General features: G+C 33.1%; 1 protein-coding gene. It reads left to right on the forward strand.

The annotated features are described in order from the left end of the window. Positions 1-229 (forward strand): helix-turn-helix domain-containing protein (locus NE664_15550; protein ID MCQ4728048.1); only part of this gene is annotated, 229 nt, incomplete at its 5' end. Positions 230-387: the final 158 nt, after the last annotated feature.

The raw sequence follows: 387 nt of genomic DNA on the forward strand, positions 1-387 counted from the left end.
GCGTAAAGACTGCAATTTAAATCAAAAAGAAATGGGAGAGATTCTTGGGGTGCCGCAAAGAACTTATGCTCATTACGAAGCTGGAGATGTTAATATTCCGATAGAAATTTTACACGAATTAGCAAAATTTCATAAAACATCGGTTGATTATCTAACCGGACTTACGGATACAAGAAAACCTTATCCTTTATCTCAAAAATATCATTTACTAACGAGTAAGAAATCTTAGATACCAAAAACACCTCCTAGAACAATGATCATTTTGCAAAGTATAGTAATTGTAAGAAGTACCAATATGATCAGTTACGAACCATTATGGAAAACTATGGATAAAAAGAATATTACAACCTACCAGATTATCAAGCAGGGCATTGATAAGAAGACGAT

Origin of the sequence: Anaerotignum faecicola (assembly GCA_024460105.1) — a bacterium.
Lineage (GTDB): Bacteria > Bacillota > Clostridia > Lachnospirales > Anaerotignaceae > JANFXS01.